The 16,017-nt window shown below is 46.3% G+C and carries 12 protein-coding genes and 4 pseudogenes; 8 read left to right on the top strand and 8 right to left on the bottom strand.

Annotated elements, in window-relative coordinates; translation table 11 throughout:
- Positions 1-18 precede the first annotated feature (18 nt).
- The 3 genes and pseudogenes from KQP84_RS02920 to KQP84_RS25155 form a co-directional block, all read right to left on the bottom strand.
- A pseudogene (locus tag KQP84_RS02920) lies at positions 19-1,094 on the bottom strand (IS3 family transposase); the annotation flags it as partial.
- A gap of 540 nt (positions 1,095-1,634) precedes the next feature.
- Positions 1,635-2,576, bottom strand: a complete 942-nt coding sequence (locus KQP84_RS02915; RefSeq protein ID WP_252515194.1) for an MFS transporter — start codon at positions 2,574-2,576, stop codon at positions 1,635-1,637.
- A gap of 47 nt (positions 2,577-2,623) precedes the next feature.
- Positions 2,624-3,037, bottom strand: a complete 414-nt coding sequence (locus KQP84_RS25155; protein ID WP_252515168.1) for an MFS transporter — start codon at positions 3,035-3,037, stop codon at positions 2,624-2,626.
- 274 nt (positions 3,038-3,311) lie between these two features.
- Between KQP84_RS25155 and KQP84_RS02910 the strand changes: the two genes are divergently transcribed.
- The 3 genes from KQP84_RS02910 (at position 3,312) to KQP84_RS02900 (ending at position 8,178) form a co-directional block, all read left to right on the top strand.
- Positions 3,312-5,849 (top strand): membrane-bound PQQ-dependent dehydrogenase, glucose/quinate/shikimate family, encoded by a 2,538-nt coding sequence (locus KQP84_RS02910; protein WP_215845147.1) that lies wholly within the window; start codon positions 3,312-3,314, stop codon positions 5,847-5,849.
- Positions 5,850-5,988: 139 nt separating this feature from the next.
- Complete coding sequence (locus KQP84_RS02905) at positions 5,989-7,215, top strand: NTP/NDP exchange transporter (RefSeq protein WP_252515167.1); 1,227 nt, start codon at positions 5,989-5,991, stop codon at positions 7,213-7,215.
- A gap of 126 nt (positions 7,216-7,341) precedes the next feature.
- Entirely contained in the window at positions 7,342-8,178 is an 837-nt protein-coding gene (locus KQP84_RS02900; protein WP_215845146.1) for an aldo/keto reductase, read from the top strand.
- Between the two features lie 31 nt (positions 8,179-8,209).
- Here the strand turns inward: KQP84_RS02900 and KQP84_RS02895 are convergent, their stop codons facing one another.
- Complete coding sequence (locus KQP84_RS02895; protein WP_215845145.1) at positions 8,210-8,839, bottom strand: HAAS signaling domain-containing protein; 630 nt, start codon at positions 8,837-8,839, stop codon at positions 8,210-8,212.
- A gap of 1 nt (position 8,840) precedes the next feature.
- On the bottom strand, positions 8,841-9,173 hold the full coding sequence (locus tag KQP84_RS02890; protein WP_215845144.1) for a PadR family transcriptional regulator: 333 nt from the start codon (positions 9,171-9,173) through the stop codon (positions 8,841-8,843).
- A 165-nt stretch (positions 9,174-9,338) separates the two neighbouring features.
- On the opposite strand from KQP84_RS02890, the gene KQP84_RS02885 reads away from it, so the two are divergent.
- The 5 genes and pseudogenes from KQP84_RS02885 to ydfG all read left to right on the top strand — a co-directional run bounded on the left by KQP84_RS02885 (position 9,339) and on the right by ydfG (position 11,801).
- Complete coding sequence (locus KQP84_RS02885) at positions 9,339-9,881, top strand: cupin domain-containing protein (RefSeq protein ID WP_215845143.1); 543 nt, start codon at positions 9,339-9,341, stop codon at positions 9,879-9,881.
- A 97-nt stretch (positions 9,882-9,978) separates the two neighbouring features.
- Positions 9,979-10,272: a putative quinol monooxygenase gene (locus KQP84_RS02880; protein WP_215845142.1), complete on the top strand. Its 294-nt coding sequence runs from the start codon at positions 9,979-9,981 to the stop codon at positions 10,270-10,272.
- A gap of 23 nt (positions 10,273-10,295) precedes the next feature.
- Positions 10,296-10,852: pseudogene (locus KQP84_RS26440) on the top strand (YbhB/YbcL family Raf kinase inhibitor-like protein).
- On the top strand, positions 10,849-11,037 hold the full coding sequence (locus KQP84_RS02870; protein WP_215845141.1) for a tautomerase family protein: 189 nt from the start codon (positions 10,849-10,851) through the stop codon (positions 11,035-11,037). Before KQP84_RS26440 ends, KQP84_RS02870 begins: the two are co-directional and overlap by 4 nt.
- Positions 11,038-11,052: 15 nt before the next feature.
- Positions 11,053-11,801, top strand: a pseudogene (gene ydfG, locus KQP84_RS02865) (bifunctional NADP-dependent 3-hydroxy acid dehydrogenase/3-hydroxypropionate dehydrogenase YdfG).
- Positions 11,802-11,845: 44 nt separating this feature from the next.
- Here ydfG and KQP84_RS02860 read toward each other — a convergent pair.
- From KQP84_RS02860 to KQP84_RS02850, 3 genes and pseudogenes are all read right to left on the bottom strand, one after another.
- Positions 11,846-12,925: a c-type cytochrome gene (locus KQP84_RS02860; protein ID WP_373276618.1), complete on the bottom strand. Its 1,080-nt coding sequence runs from the start codon at positions 12,923-12,925 to the stop codon at positions 11,846-11,848.
- Positions 12,926-13,129: 204 nt separating this feature from the next.
- A pseudogene (locus KQP84_RS02855) lies at positions 13,130-14,916 on the bottom strand (GMC family oxidoreductase).
- On the bottom strand, positions 14,916-15,644 hold the full coding sequence (locus KQP84_RS02850; RefSeq protein WP_215845140.1) for a gluconate 2-dehydrogenase subunit 3 family protein: 729 nt from the start codon (positions 15,642-15,644) through the stop codon (positions 14,916-14,918). Before KQP84_RS02850 ends, KQP84_RS02855 begins: the two are co-directional and overlap by 1 nt.
- Between the last annotated feature and the right edge of the window lie 373 nt (positions 15,645-16,017).

The following is a 16,017-nucleotide window of genomic DNA, read 5'->3' as shown; positions in this document are numbered from 1 at the left end:
AGCCGTTGATGATATTGGTTTTTCATATTCAGTCGGCGATATCTGATCGCTCGAACCATGCCAATGCTTACTGTTATAAAACATTTCGATGTAATCAAAAACATCACCGCAGGCTTCACCCCGCTCTTCGTAGCTCATTTTCTTTATCCGTTCGCGTTTCAGTAGCTGGAAAAGCCTTCTGCAACCGCGTTGTCGTGACATTTGCCGCGACGACTCATGCTACCTTTCAGATCGTGTGATTTCAGGAACGACTGCCACTCATGACTTGTAAACTGACAGCCTTGGTCTGAGTGAAACAGAACCTGTTTTTGAGGATTACACCGCCATATGGCCATCAGAAGGGCATTCAGGACAATCTCTTTTGTCATCTGGGGTTGCATTGACCAGCCGATAACTTTCCGGGAGAACAGGTCAACAACCACGGCCAGACACAGTCAGCCTTCGTGGGTCCGGATGTGGGTTATGTCCGTTACCCAACGCTTATCTGACGCGTACGGATTAAACTGCCGCTGAAGTCTGTTGAGCGTCACGATACTGGCTTCACCTTTGCGTGCCCGCGGGCTTCGGTAACCAACCTAGGCCTATATTTCGGCATGCTTCATCAGTCGCCAGACCCGGTCAACCCGCACTGTTGACCTGTATCACGCAGGTCGGGATGAATCTTGCGGTAACCAGAGACGCAGCCTGACTCAAGCCAGACTGTTTGATCTCTCCGGTCAGCATCTGGTCTGCCTGGGGTCGCTGTGAATACGGCAGCTGAAGCTAGGCATAAAATCCACTCGGATGAACATCCAGAACCCGGCAGAGCAAACGAACAGGCCAGCAACAGCTGTCGTCGCGCATAAAGGCGTATCTCAGTCGGACAGCTTTGCGATGTACGCCGCGATTTTTTTAATATATATCTCTTCGGTAACCCGCTTTAGTTCTTTCTGGAGTCGGCGGATCTCAGACAGGGTATCGGACTGAGTTTTATTGGCTGATGAATCAGGGCCGTACTTTTTATCCAGACATAGAGGTTGTGCGTGGCGATATCAGGACGGGTGGCGACACTTACAATGGAATGACCACGAAACCGCCTGATAGACCGCCTCAATTTTGAACTCTTAGGGATAACGTTTACCGCTTATGGGCACCTCTCTTTTAAGTCATCTTAAAAGATCCTGAGGTGTCTGATTCAGCCGTGACTGCCGCACAAATCCAGCATCTCCTGTGTTTCTTCAAATATGCCGATGAGCGAGCCTGCCACTGTTTTTCCGCCACAGACGAGCTGAGGATTGGTTCGACTGGACCAAGATACCTGACAAGAACTAAAGCTCCCTGAGGCGCAGGTGTAGTGACATAAGGATTCAAATCATGAAACTACGGTACGATATCAATAATGATGGCAAATTTATAGGCCATTTGTCCCATGGATTTTGCGTCTGAAGAAATCACCATATTTTTTGCGCTGAGTTTACGGGCATCTCTTCTTTACCGGGTGAACGTCTAATCAGGGGTACATCAGCGCCATAAGATCCAGATAACCAAGCCTTGCAACAGGAATGCTATCTTCCTTCCCCGCTGTTATAGCGGATAATTAAGATTTTAAATAACTGTTTGTATTGACATGCTTTTATGCAGAACCTGAGTCAGCGTTATTTTAACAATATCTTCAAACCTGCATTGCTCTTTAATTTAAAAGCATCATAAAGGGATAACATGATTAACGCGGCGATACCAATAAAGGAAACATTGATATTGCTGTGAGTGAGGCTGACGTTACCGGACCAGAACATAGAGGCTCGCAGTAAAAGTGCAGCGATAGCAACGCCTGCACTCATGCTGAACTGAAAGAAAATGCTGAAAATTATTGATGCATCGCTCATTTTATTTTGTGGAATATCTGCAAAACCAACACTGTTATAACAACTAAACTGTAAAGAGCGTGACAGACCACCAATAAACAGAATAAGAGCTATAACGTAATAATCCAGTCCGGGGTTGATAAACAGCAGGCTTAACATTGATACAAAGCTGATGGTCCCGTTAACTATTAAAACGCGTTTAAAACCCCATCGCTTCATTAGCCAGGTGGTTGCAGGCTTCATTGCCAGATTTCCTGCAAAGACCCATAGCACCATACCTCCGGCTTGAGCAGCGCTCCAGTTAAAAGTGAGCTGAAAAAGTAATGGTAATAAAAAAGGAATGGCATTGATTGATGCCCTGAACAGCGAGCCGCCGACTATGGTATTCCGGAAAGTATCAATTCTCAGTGTTGAAAAAGGCAGCAGTGGATTTGGATAACGTAGACTGTGGTTATATGTCTTAAAAGCACATAACACCCCGGTAGTTAATAATATGATGCCACTAAGAAATTCAGCCTGTCCCAGGCATTCAAGCGCGATAATCAACGTTGTGAAGGCTGCAGATGTGTAAAGGTAACCGCGAACATCTAAGCGACGGACTTCAACATTTTTTAGCTGTGGTACAAGGTAATATGTTGCGATGACTGTCAAAAGCCCGAGCGGGATGTTCAGCCAGAAAATCCAGGGCCATTGTCCGTAAGTGACAATGAACCCACCAAGAGGCGGTCCCAGTACTGGCGCAATTAGTCCTGGCCAGGTAATCAGAGCAATTATCTTTATTATGTCCTTTTTTCGGTGACCCGTAAAATCACCATTCGGCCAACCGGCACCATCAGCGCCCCTCCGAAACCCTGCAGAATACGACTGAGAGTGAACTGTGTCAGGCTGTCACTCATACCACATAAAACTGAAGCAACTGTAAAAAGGAGGATGGCTGAGGCAAATATATTGCGTGCGCCGTATCGCTCTGCCAGCCAGCCGCTTAGAGGAATACCTACTGCAACTGCTAACAAATAGGCGCTGATTCCAACATTCAGCACCACAGGACTTATCAAAAAATCTTTTGCCATCTGGGGTATAGCGGTTGTAATTACTGTTGCATCAAGGTTTTCCATAAAAAAGGTTACGGCTACCAGCAACGCAAGAGCGTAATTACTGCGAGCTTTTACACCATTACAGGCCATGTATTTCATCCTTATTCCAGTCTTAACACACTTTTTATGAATCCATGCTCTGACTGGCGCATATTAGTAAAAACCTATTAATCAATAAGATATATGTATATTTAGGTAGGTGTAGGGCTTGACTTCACTATTCTACATACCTAGATTATAAAGGTATAGATAAATTGTTACATACGTATCTTTTGTTGTTAATTATCTGTAACTAAAAGCGTTCATGATGCAGGCTTCAAATTACACCATGGACATTGTAAGCACATTTTCTACACATCTATTGAGCTTATCCATGAATTCATCACGTGAAGGAAGTGCCCGGCATTCGCGCCTGCGAACGCTGGGAATGTTGGGGTTTGGCCTGTTGCTGATCCTGTCTGGTGCCGTACTGGCAGTCCTGGGATTTAACCTCGTTAAGCTTTCAGGTAGTCCATATTATTTAATTACAGGCATTGCCTGGGTCATCATTGGGCTCATGCTCTTATCTCGCTGGATCGTTGGTCTTTATTTTTATGCCTTAAGTTTTATCGCAACACTGATATGGTCACTCTGGGAATCGGGTTTAAACGGCTGGGCACTCGTCCCGCGTCTTGATCTTGCTCTTATGTTTTTGATTTTCGCTGTGTTACTAATGCCAGCCAAACAAACTGACGGAACCAGAGGATACCGGCGTTACGGTGTTGCCTTGCTTGTTTTGACAGTTATAGGGTTAGGCATTGCTATCCCGATAGCTCAAAAGCCCTACCCTGTTGAAGCCGCGAATACCCAGGCTGGAAACTATTTTGATGATGCAATTGTACCTGCAGCACAGGACTGGCCGACTTATGGTGGCGGTCACGGTGCGCAGCGTTTTTCGACCCTGACACAGATCACACCTGAAAACGTAAGTCATCTGAAACGAGTCTGGGAGTACCGTACTGGAGAAGCGCATACGCCTAATTTCGGTAATGAGCTTACGCCCATCAAAGTGGGTGATGTGGTTTATGGTTGCACTATTCGTCATAAAATTTTTGCTATCGATGCTGCAACTGGAAAAGAGAAATGGATGTTCGATCCAAAAACGCCGACAGCATATTCTCCGCCCAATTCCGCTTGTCGCGGTGTAGCTTATTACGCTAATCCGCAAGCCATGGCCGGCCAGGCGTGCGCTGATCGTATCATTGTCGGTACACTGGATGCCAAACTGGCAGCTGTTGATGCTCGTACAGGTGAACTCTGTCAGGATTTCGGCCATCATGGCTTCGTCGATCTGATGAATGGTATGGGACAATGGCCTGCAGGTATCGTTTCTGTTACAGCTGCGCCTACTATTGTGCGTGGCGTTGTCGTAACAGGTCAGCAGGTTATGGACGGGCAATTACGAGAAGCTCCTTCTGGTGTGGTACGTGGTTTTGATGCTGTAACGGGTCAGTTACGCTTTGCCTGGGATATGGAGCAGCCTGACATCAAAACTGTGCCTGCGGAAGGTAAAACGTACTCTCTGGGCACGCCTAATATGTGGTCTACCGCAGTGGCAGATGAAAAGCTTGGTCTGATTTATTTGCCTATGGCTAATTCTGCTGGTGACTATTACAGTTCCACACGCACGGCCGAAGAACGTAAGTACAGCTCTTCTGTTACCGCTCTTGATGTCACAACAGGTAAGCCGCGTTGGGTATATCAGTTTGTCAAAAATGATGTATGGGATTACGACACGCCGGCACAGCCAAGTTTGGTTGATTTTCCAACCGATAAAGGATTAGTTCCTGCCTTAATCGAGACGACAAAACAGGGCGATTTATGGGTTCTGGACCGTCGCACTGGTCAGCCACTTCATAAGGTAGTTAATCAGTCAGCCCCACAAGGCGGTGTGGAACCATCTGAGCGGGCCACAACGCAGCGTCGTTCACTCTACAGCCATACCCCAAAACCAGATCTAACTGAAAAAATGATGTGGGGAATATCACCCATCGATCAACTGGTGTGCCGTATTCAGTATCGGGCTGCTAACTACCAGGGGATCTATACGCCGCCAAGTGCTGACAAACCCTGGATTGAATACCCCGGTAACAACGGTGGCTCTGACTGGGGAAGTATTTCAGTGGATGTCAATAATGGAATAATCATTGAAAATTATAATGATTTGCCAAGTTATTCAAAGCTGATACCCCGTGCAGTTGACGATGCGATGGGCGTTTTTTGGTTGGGCGATAAGCGATACAAAAATCCTCCACCGGGTCGTAATCGTCCTCAAGCCGGACTGCCATATGGACAGGATGTCAATACAGGCTGGGTTTCAAACATAGGTGTAATTTGCAAACAACCGCCCTTCGGTATGATCAAAGCCATTGACCTGGCCACCGGTAAGACTTTGTGGGATCGTCCTTTAGGCACGGCTGAGCGAAACGGTCCGTGGGGACTGCACTCAATGTTACCATTGCAGATTGGTTTGCCTAATAATGGTGGCGTGTTGACGACCCGAAGTGGCCTGGCATTTGTTGGGGCCACTACCGATGATTATCTTCGCGTAATTGATGTTAAGACAGGTGAAACATTATGGAAAGATGAACTACCTGCAGGCGGTCAGGCAACACCTATGACCTATGAAGTTAACGGCCAGCAGTTTGTCATAATCATGGCAGGTGGCCATCACGGCATGATGACGCCAGAAGGCGATTACGTCATTGCTTACGCTTTACCAAAAAAGTTTGATTTAACAGAATGCATAAGGCGACAGGGAGAGTCGCCTTTATTATTTATACACGTTTACTATCTTCTCGCCCCCGCAATTTTGCCCTTCGTACTTAAAAGTAAAGGTTCCGTTATTGAATTCTACCGGAATGCAATGTGATGTTCATCACGTAAGGTTGACAGTTAAATTCAATATACCTAGATTGTCTATGTATAGGCGTGCCTACCGCATTTGCTGATGTCCATATGATCAACAGCATCTTGCAAGTAGCCTGAATTCCACAGTAAAAGGAGTTAGTATGGGCAACCAAGATCAGGGAACAGAGACAAATCACAACGTAGCTGTAAAATGTTTATTGCGCCTTGCACCGGTTAAGTCCGAAGAAGTTCAGGCGCTACTGTGGTGCATAATTTATATTTTCTGTGTCTTGTCTTCTTATTATGTATTGCGTCCCGTCCGCGATACATTAGGGATTGACGGTGGTATACACAATCTGCAATGGCTGTTCAGTGCAACTCTCATTGTCATACTTACCCTGAATATCCCCTTCGCTGCCTTATCAAGAAAATTACCCCGAAGCTGCTTTATTCCTCTTGTGTACCGATTTTTTATTGTCAATCTTGTTGTGTTCGCGGGGCTTATGTATTGGTTGCCTATAGATGAGCGCGTCTGGGTAGGACGAGTGTTTTTTGTCTGGGTGTCCGTTTTTAATCTTTATGTGGTGTCAGTTTTCTGGTCGCTGGTATCAGATATTTTTTCCCGGGAACGGGCCAGCCGCCTGTTTGCTATTATGGCTGCGGGGGCGACGCTCGGCGCCATTATCGGCTCAGCATTAACAACGCTTTTAGCGCATCGCTTAAACACCTATGGATTGTTCATACTTTCAGCTGTATTGCTTGAATGTGCAGTTTACTGCGTAAAGCATCTCAGCGTGTTTACGCATCTCTCTCAAAGCAGTGAATACAGAACTAATAATGAAGCCGCTCAGGATCAAAATCAGCCTCTTGGTGGCGGTGTTTTTTCCGGGATAGCACGTATATTCAGGTCAACTTATTTACTGAATATCTGTCTCTATATGCTGCTTTTTTCCATTACCTCTACGCTGGTTTATTTTCGTCAGGCGGAGCTGGTGCAAAGTCTGTTTCAGCATAATGATGACCGTACCGCCTTCTTTGCGATGACCGATCTGGCTGTCAATCTGCTTACGCTGTGTACTCAGCTCTTCATTACCAGCCGTCTGTTAATGCGTTATGGAACACGTATCGTGCTCGGGTTATTACCCTTTATCACTATGCTGGGTTTTGCCAGCCTTTCGTTATGGCCCGTAACCTGTTCAGTTGTTATTTTTTCAGTCCTGCGTCGTGCGAGCAATTATGCGCTTGCAAGGCCGGCTCGAGAGGTGCTGTTCACCGTCCTGAATCGTGAAGATAAATACAAAGCCAAAAATGTTATTGATACCGCGGTATACCGTGCCGGGGATCAGGTCGGTGCATGGAGTTGGATGGCGATGGGGGAGCCGGGCTGATCGGTCCCTTAATGATTTGGGTAGCCCTGCCTGTCTCTTTGATTTGGTTTATTAACAGCCAATGGCTGGGCAAAAAACAGAGTTCACTGGAAGAACATACATTTAAACTGACAAAAGAGAAATTGCATGAAAACAGACACTATTAATGGCGAAACGGTTCCTGCTATTGGCATGGGAAGCTGGCACCTGGGGCAGGGACGACATTCAGAGTCCGAAGAGATTGAGGCATTGCGAACTGGCATCAGTATGGGGTTACGCGTAATAGATACGGCCGAAATGTACGGAAGCGGAAAATCTGAAACGCTTATCGGAAAAGCACTGACAGGTTACAGAGATAAAGTATATCTGGTGTCGAAGGTATATCCCTGGCATGCCAATCGCCTGATGATGGAACGTGCCTGTAATGCAAGCCTCAAGCGCCTGAATACAGACACACTGGATCTCTACCTGCTGCACTGGCGACTGGGTAGTATGTTATCCGAAGCGGTCAGTGGATTTGAGAAACTGAAACAACAGGGTAAAATCAAAGCGTGGGGCGTTTCAAACTTCGATGTTGACGATATGGAAGATTTGTTTGATGTTGACGGTGGAAACCAGTGTGTAACTAATCAGGTTTTCTATAACCCCGCCAGCCGCGGTATAGAGTTCGATCTTATTCCCTGGTGTGATCAGCATAACATATCCATGATGGCTTATTCTCCTCTGGGAGGAGAAGGTACTTCACTGCTCCGGCATCCTTTTATTACTCAACTTGCGGCGAAATACCAGACCGGGCCCTCATCAGTTCTGCTTGCCTGGGCAACTCGAAATGGAAAAATGATAGCAATTCCTGAATCGGGTGAGGCTGCACACATCAGAGAAAATGCGGAAGCTTTATCACTTGTGATCCAGCCAGATGACCTTAAGGCAATGGATAAAGTTTTCCCGCCACCATCCAGTAAAGTAGCACTGGAAACACGTTAGTCTAGCGGGGTATGGCATTTTGCCTTCTTAACTAGTGCCTGACCTTTCTCCAGAGTGCGCACATGCTTCGGCTGCAAAGTTTTAAATGGATCATGCGAACCACAAGTACTGACACTGCAATCATTTCGAATGCATGGTAATACGTTGATGCACCGGTTGAGATATAAACATTCCATAACAAAGCAAGAGTCAGCGCAAATGAAGTAGCCTGACAGGCTATCATCGGAGTACAGAGCCAGTGATAAAGCGGCGCTCCGTTGAGATTACTGCGCTGGATCCCTAATAAGCCAGCCCAGGCCACGCCACCGCTGACAAGTGCTGCGAAAATAGCCGGTCCACCCTGATGACCACTCAGGCAGGTTAAGACGCCCAGAATAATGGAGAGAATTATTCCCATATTCATCAGCAATGTATTACGAAGTTTTTGAGTGATCAAAACGGCTGAAAACTCTGCAGCTAAAGTCTGAGGAGAGCCGAACCGCTGGGTTACCTGCAAAGCAGCCTGCTCTGGAGAGCTTTGGCTGCATTCAACAGCTTCATAAAAATGCTCGCTGATTTCCAGACAGATATTTTTTGCGTATTTGTGTTCAAAGCGCAGCTCATGCTCTAACTCACGAAGATAGCGTTGCGCGGGTTCAGGAAGGTCAGCAGACATCAACATGTTAGGACCTTTGCAGTAAAGAGGATACGGCCACCGAATAATCGTTCCATGCCTGCCGTTTTCTGGTTAACTCTTCTCTGCCGTCAGCAGTGAGTTGATACACACGACGCTTGCGCTTTGACGCAGCGATCTCCCATTCCGCCTGAATCAGGCCACGCTGCTCCATACGATGGAGGAGGGGATAAACGGTACCTTCCTGGAAGGATAATACGCCCTCGGTTAACTCATGGATCAACTCTATAAGAGCGTATCCATGACTCGGACCTCGCTCCAGAGCAGCCAGAACCACCATTTCTATATGGCTTTTAAGGTTGTCATCGGCACTGCTTCTCATAGTCGTAATCCATGTTAAAAGTTTGAAACAAACGTAATCACTATAACACCTTGACTTCATCAGGCTGCATACCTAGTTTATCTAGGTATTAAGAATGGGATGTGACACGGCTTTTTGCAAACACATTGTCTGCACTCATTTTAATCCAGTCTGCAGGAGTCAGTAATGGGACATTTCACTCGCCGGTATTTTCTGAAAACGTCAGCCTTGCTGGCTTTTGCCACCCCATCATTAACAGTGAAAGCAAAAGGCAATTCACCACTGCCTCTCCTTACGCTTGCGAAGCAGTGGATTGCAGCACCTGAGGACTGGATCCCTAACCATCCTTCACTGCCAGTAATGCATTTTCGTGCCACCAATCGTATGCCGGAGGCACAGCACACCGTACTGACAAGGCTTACACATGCCGGATGGCATACGCAGTGGAAGTCTGTGCCTTTCTCTTATCAACACTTTCACAGCAAGGCACACGCCATTTTTGTCGTTGCTGCAGGAAACGGAAAAATGCAGTTAGGAGGAGAGCGAGGAGAGGTGATTCATGTCGCGCAGGGCGATTTGCTTTTTTGCCAGCCGGCACCGGACAGATATTACGACAAAGCAGCAAAGACTTTCAGGTCCTGGCATTTTACCCCGACGGGCAGCACTGGGATGTATGTCGCAGTAGTCTGTCAGCAAGCGCGCAGAAAAAACAATCAGCTCTTCCACTGACACGGAGAAGCCGGAGGCTGTTCAGGTCTATGGCTCCGGCAATGTTAAAAGCGTAATAGCAAAAATATCAATCTGAAGACGAAAAAAGGAACTGAAAATGAGCAGTAGGGAAATTCTGGTTATCGCGAAATTTACTGCGCAGGCAGGTAAAGCGGATGAGCTTTCTGATGCCATCAAACGTTGCATTGAGCCCAGCCGTGCAGAAGCAGGAAATGTTCATTATGGCCTGTACCGCAGTGTGGAAAACAGGCATGTGTTCATTATTCATGAGACATGGAAAAACCGGGGTGCAATCGATTTTCATTTGGAACAGAGTCATTTTAAAACGCTGATTAAAGAAACCAAGGTACTGATTTCCTGTGAACCCGTAATCAGCACTATCAGTCTCTGAATCTGACAGGAGAAATAATCACAATGATCCCGCATAAAGGCGCCGTATTGCTGGCCGGCTTACTGAGTCTGTCTGGAACCGCACTGGCCGCACCCTTCACCCTGCACTCAACCGACTTCAATAACGCAGGTAAACTTCCGGTCTCAATGGGAGGAGGAGGGGAATGCTCAGGAAAAAATATTTCACCTCAGCTGGGCTGGAAAAATGTACCGGCTCATACAAAAAGCCTGGTTCTTCTCATAGAAGACCCACAGGGAGCAAATGGTCTGGGTGTCACACATTTTTAGGATACGGCATCGAAAACAGCCGCAATCATTTCGACAAAGGGGATTTGACTAAAGTTAACGGCTACACGTCGGGAACCAATACTAAATCTGTTCAAGGGTATTCTGGTCCTTGCCCGCCAGTAAATGCTGATATTCATAATTATAATTTCACTTTAATTGCCACAGACATTCCACCTGCAATGCTCGAAAAAGGACTCACTAAAGATGCCGTTATGCTTAGCCTTAAAGGGCACGTATTAGGTTCAGCTGGTTTAGTTGGACAATATATTCTCCCAAAAGCAGGGAACAAATGATGCCAGAGATTATCGTCCATATGGCGAGTGGCCGAACGCGCGAGCAGAAAGAAAATTTAATGAAAGGAATTTACAGGGCTGTAAAAGAGAGTCTGGATGTTCAGGACAATTATATCGTTGTCTCTTTAATTGAGACGCCTCAGGAAAACAAGTCCCGGGGTGGGGTTCCTTTTTCAGAACTTTAAGCGCAGGAAAGTATAATGCTTGTTTTAATCTCGGGTGCCACATCTGGATTTGGATGGGATCTGGCGCTGCGTTTTGCACGACAGGGGCACCATGTTATTGCAACAGGGCGTCGACAGGCTAACCTCGACAAACTGAAACTTGAGGGTGGCGATAATATTTACACGCTCGCTCTGGACGTGACCGACGAAGCAGCGGTAAATGGGTTGGTTAGATCGTTGCCTGATGGCTGGCAAGACATTGATGTACTGGTCAACAATGCCGGGCTGGCACTGGGTCTGGAGCCCGCCCAGCACGCTGATATGGGCGACTGGAACACAATGATTGATGTCAATGTTAAAGGGTTGGTGCATTTAACACGTGTCATATTGCCCGGCATGGTCTGGCGCAACCGGGGGCACATCATTAATCTGGGCTCAACGGCAGGAAGCTGGCCCTACGAAGGGGGAATGTCTATGGTGCCACAAAAGCTTTTGTTCGTCAGTTCAGCCTGAACTTACGTACCGACCTGTTTGGTACGGCGGTGCGGGTTACAAACATTGAACCCGGACTTGTTGGCGGAACAGAATTTTCAAACGTCCGCTTCAAAGGAAATAATGATAAAGCGCAGCAGACATATCAAAATACTCAGCCGTTAATGCCGACTGATATTACCGAAGCTATTTGGTGGGTGGCAAATCTGCCTCCACACATTAACGTCAATTCGCTTGAAATGATGCCGGTATGTCAGTCCTACGCAGGATTACGGGTTATGAAAAACGCATGAAAAAAGCCACTTCCTGTTGAAGTGGCTATATGTTTTAGACACTATTATTTAGCTGGATCAAGCGATTCACGGACTTTGGCTACATCTTTATCGGAAACTGCAGAGGCATTATTTGCCCATCCGCTACGCACAAACGAAGCCAGTGCAGCAACCTGCTCATTATTTAGACGTGAGGCAAAACCCGGCATTCCCATCACAGAAGGCGCGTTGATGGTTGACGGTGTTTCAGCACCCTTAAGTATAATATTGATCAGCCCTCCCGGATTGTCTGCAAGCACAATATCGCCTCCATTAAGCCGCGGGAATATGCCCTTCGCACCATTACCATCAGTCCAGTGGCAAGCTTCACAATTGTTCATATAAAGCATCTGCCCTTCACTGAGATTATGTCCCTTAGTCAGGAAATCGGACGTTTGACGAGTTGCAGCAACAGCATCAGGACGACGATTCGACTCAGGAGTGTCTGCCGGAAGCGATTTCAGATAGATTGCAATAGCGTTGAGATCCTCATCGGACATGTGCTGCATGCTGTGCTCAACCACGCCGGTCATTTCACCGCCGACTGATGCAAAATCATTACGACCTGTTGACAGATATTCCGTAATGTCTTTCACGCTCCAGGCCGGCATACCGCGCAGGGGAGGAACTGGCCAGTTATTCAGTTCACCACCGGACAGATATTTGCTATCGGAATCATTCAACGCTTTTTCCTGCATGCCTATTCCGCGTGGCGTATGGCAACTGCCGCAGTGCCCCAGCGTTTCAACCAGATATTTTCCGCGATTAAGCACTGTCGAGGCCTGATTTTGTGGAGCAAAAGGTTTATCGTCAGTAAAAGCAATATTCCAGAACCACATACCCCATCGCTGATTAAATGGGAAAGAGAGCGACGTTTCTGGTGCCTTTTCCGGGACAGGTTTAACGCCTTTCATAAAATAAACATACAGCGTGTGAATATCATCGTCAGTAATGCCACGATAATCAGGATAAGGCATAGCAGGATAAAGATGTTTTCCGTCACGACGGATCCCTTTACGCACTGCCTCTGCAAAATCCTTTTCACTGTACATACCTATCCCGGCTTTTGGATCCGGAGAGATATTGGTGGAATAAATCACGCCCATAGGGCTCGCAATGGCCAGGCCTCCGCCAAATTCTTTACCACCTGCAATAGAATGGCAGGCGGTGCAGTCTCCCGCGCGCGCAAGATATTCCCCTTTTGTAATTAGCGAAGCATCCTGGCTGTCCCCCGCCAGAGCTTGCTGCTGGAAAAAGTCATGAATCCGGCGATCAGCAGATAACGAAAGGTAAATTTCATGATCATTTCCTTACGCCTGAACCAGCGGGCCGGGGTTAATCAGATACTGTTCCCGTATTGCTTTTGCTGACCAGTAAGCTAATCCTGCTACCATAGCGGTCGGGTTAGCATAAAAGTTCTGAGGGAAAGCGCAGGCTCCCATCACAAATACGTTATGCACATCCCAGCTCTGTAAATAACGGTTCAGTGCTGAGGTTCGGGGATCGTTGCCCATAATTGCTCCGCCAGCATTATGGGTATTAACGTAGTTTGGTGAGCTTGCGAAGTGGCTGTCCATTTTCAGAATATTGTTTGAATACTCAGTCGGATTAAGATGTTTGGTAATGGCCTCCATCTTTTCTTTCATGAACTGAAGCATGCGCAGATCGTTCTGAACAAAATCATATGTCACACGTAGTAATGGCATGCCGAAACGATCTTTATAGACCGGGTCGAGATCAAGATAGTTACCACGGGTGGCCATGTTAGTACCTTCAAGTTTGATGCCCATGGAATGGCCATAACTTTCTTTAAGGCCTTTTTTCCAGCTTCTTCCCCAGCTACCGGCTTTCTTTTTAACAGGTGCCGCCATTGGCGTGCCCGTCGGCTGAGAACTGTAGATTTTTGCACCACCGATAAAGCCCAGAGCCGCGGTATCAACACTGCCGGTACCAAAATTACTGATAACCGTACCTGTTGGTCCGGCCGTGGCAAATGGATTGAATTCCATATTATCGAAAAAGAGTGTAAAACCGCCGCCATACTGGTGTGTATAGTTGCGACCGATTACGCCTTCTTCGGTTATTGGATTGTAAGGCTTGCCAATAGAGGAATTCAGCAACAGACGAACGTTATTCAGTCCAAATGTTGAAAGAATAACAATGCTGGCAGGCTGGAAAATTTCATCGCCATTTTCATCTATGTAAGTCACACCGGTGGCTGTTTTACCATCTGTATGTTTTTCCACCCGGATGACATTTGCTCGTGTTTTATAATCGAAGTTCGGATGTTGCTTAAGTCGATCAAGGATAGCTGTTTGTGGAGATGCCTTTGAATAGTTCAGGCAAGAGTAAAACTGGCAGTATCCACAATAATTGCAGGGCGCAATTTGCTGGCCGTAAGGGTTAGTGTATGGCACTGAAACGGCAGCAGACGGCATTGAGTATGGATGGTAACCCATTTCCTGAGTGGCTTGTCTGAACAGCGCGCTATTCAGACTGTCCTCAAGTGGTTTATTAGGGAACGGGTTAGAACGCGGGCCTTCAAACGGGTCACCACCGGGCTGAATAACACCGCGAAGATTGCCCGTTTCGCCTGAAGATCCACATACTTTATCAAAAAATCCATATGTGGCTCAATATCAGCCCAGTCAACGGGAAAGTCTTCAATGCGCAACTCTTCATCCAGCGCACCGCGTTTAAAGTGCTCTTCTGCATAGGTTTTCATTTTAAGGTCAAGAGGCGTCGGACGTGTGATCATCCCGGTCCAGTGCAGACCGGCACCACCTACTCCGTCACCGAGACGGAATGCCCCCAGCTCACGCATCGGTAGGGCTGTATCTGCAGCTGTATGTCTGATAGTAAACGCAGCGTCGTGCGGACTCTGCATAATTTTATGGCGTTTGGTAAAAGCCAGCTCGTCGGCAGGTTTGGGGTAGGCGTAGTCAATATTCAACCTGTCTTCACCACGTTCGAGTGCGCGAACTTTAAGTCCTGCTTGGACCAGTTCAATACCCATGATTGCGCCTGTCCAGCCTAGTCCAACGATGATGACATCAACCGGGTCATTGGTTTTTTCATTTTTTAATCCAGAAAGAATCAGGCTTGATCGCCACTCAGGGAAACGGGCCCCAGTGGATATTTAACGTTATGAATCTTTATCCACTGAGGGAAACTGGCACGGGCACCAGGAAAGTTAATCATTTTCCAGGCAGCCATATTTTTATTGCCCCCATAAATTGGGTCTGCCAGATAACCTTCTTTTGTATTTTCAAGCAGCCTCATAAAGAAGTACTTGGCATTAAGATCGGCTTCACCAAATTGTGACAAATCAATAGTATTACTTTCCAGGTCATGTAAAACCTTATCTTTCGTTCTGATCGGGAGATCGCAGAAAGGCAGATTATATTTAATGCGGGTATATTGATTGGTAAGGGCTATTCCCTTGCGATAGAGCACTTGTAGATTAAATGGCATCTGATAGCCAAACAGCAGACTGGCATGACTGTTAAACGGACCCTCCATATACCAGTCTTCACCTTTACCATAGGGAGTAAGCATCTGCTTATCGATAAAGACTGGAACATGAGTATCAAGAGCACCTGGAAGTTCAAGATCAGATGGAATTAGCCTGTCACAGGCAGCGAGGATAAATTTCCACTCTTCAGCATTAAAAAATTCAGGTTGATAATTTTTTAGTTCTTCGGCTGCGGTGGGCACTGCTGCAAAAACACTACTCACGCCGCCTTTCATTCCTAATGAGGCGATACCAATCAGAGACCCAATAATAAAAGGTCTTCTGCCGATGCCAATTTTTTCGTTTGCCATTTACTACATGCTTCTCAATATTTATGTTTATTTATTTTCGTTTTGCCTGGTGTTTGATAGTCATTAATTAAAGTTAATACTTTCTTCTATCCTGGCTTGCCTGCCTGATTAAATCATTAACTCAGTTCGAAACAGGCTAAACGATCCGGTAAAACGATAAAAAACCTTGCGGGTAATGTTATTGTTTTGTGACGGCGCATGTTAAGCGTAAAAGTGTGAATTTATCATTATTAAATATTTATATAAACTATTTAAATAATTGGAATTTTAATAAGTTTAATTTAATCAGATAGTTAAATTTATTTCGATTTTTATTGGTTACATTTATACGTGGTTATTTAATTCAGGAAATATTTGTGGTTAGTTAAAATAC

Origin of the sequence: Candidatus Pantoea bituminis (genome assembly GCF_018842675.1) — a bacterium.
GTDB lineage: Bacteria > Pseudomonadota > Gammaproteobacteria > Enterobacterales > Enterobacteriaceae > Pantoea > Pantoea phytostimulans.
The sequence above is the reverse complement of the archived record's forward strand: the minus strand, read 5'-3'. Positions and strand labels throughout refer to the sequence as shown.